1 protein-coding gene is annotated in these 748 nt (G+C 41.3%); it reads left to right on the forward strand.

Features of this window, described 5'->3' with window-relative positions:
* Positions 1-7 precede the first annotated feature (7 nt).
* The coding region (locus tag D8863_RS10535; protein ID WP_125441861.1) for an MBL fold metallo-hydrolase at positions 8-748 on the forward strand (741 nt) is incomplete at its 3' end.

A 748-nucleotide genomic window follows, 5' to 3' on the forward strand; every position in this document is an offset into this window, starting at 1 on the left:
GTAAAGCATGGCAGAACTCACCTTACAGGAATATCAATTTCATGATATGAAACTGATATGGCTACGTGGAGCCGATAAATTGACGGATGCAGGGACTCTTTTTGGTCCGGTTCCGAAAGTTGTGTGGTCTCGTTACTACCCAACAAATGATGCTAATATGATGGCAGAATTGACGGATCCTATTTTGATCCAGTACAAGGGTAAAAATTACTTGATAGATGCAAGTTTTGATACAGCAAAATTATCCGATAAACAAAGGCGTAACTTAGGAATCTTGTCTGAAAGTCGGGTAGAAGAAAGTTTGGCTCTTTTAGGACTATCGCCTGAAGCCATTGACATCGTGCTGATGACACATATGCACCACGATCATTCTGGTGGCTTGACGTATGTGAATGGTCAAGGGAAGCTGGTTTCCAAGTATCCAAACGCCAAGATTATTGTGAATGATGTCGAGTGGTATGAGATGAGAAACCCTAATGATCGAACGCGGGGAACTTATCTGAGAGAAAATTGGGAACCGATTCAAGATCAGGTGACGACTTTCTCAGAGTATATCAATGTCATTCCAGAAATCCAAATGATTCACACAAGTGGTCACAGCAATGGCCACAGTATTATCTTGCTCAAACAGGGGAAAGATACGATGATCCATATGGGGGACTTGATGTTATCACATGTTCATCGAAATCCTCTCTGGGTTCCAGCAGTTGATGATTATCCTATGAAATCAATTTTAGCCAAAAAGAAG

Source organism: Streptococcus oralis (assembly GCF_003943825.1).
Taxonomy (GTDB): Bacteria; Bacillota; Bacilli; order Lactobacillales; family Streptococcaceae; genus Streptococcus; species Streptococcus oralis_CD.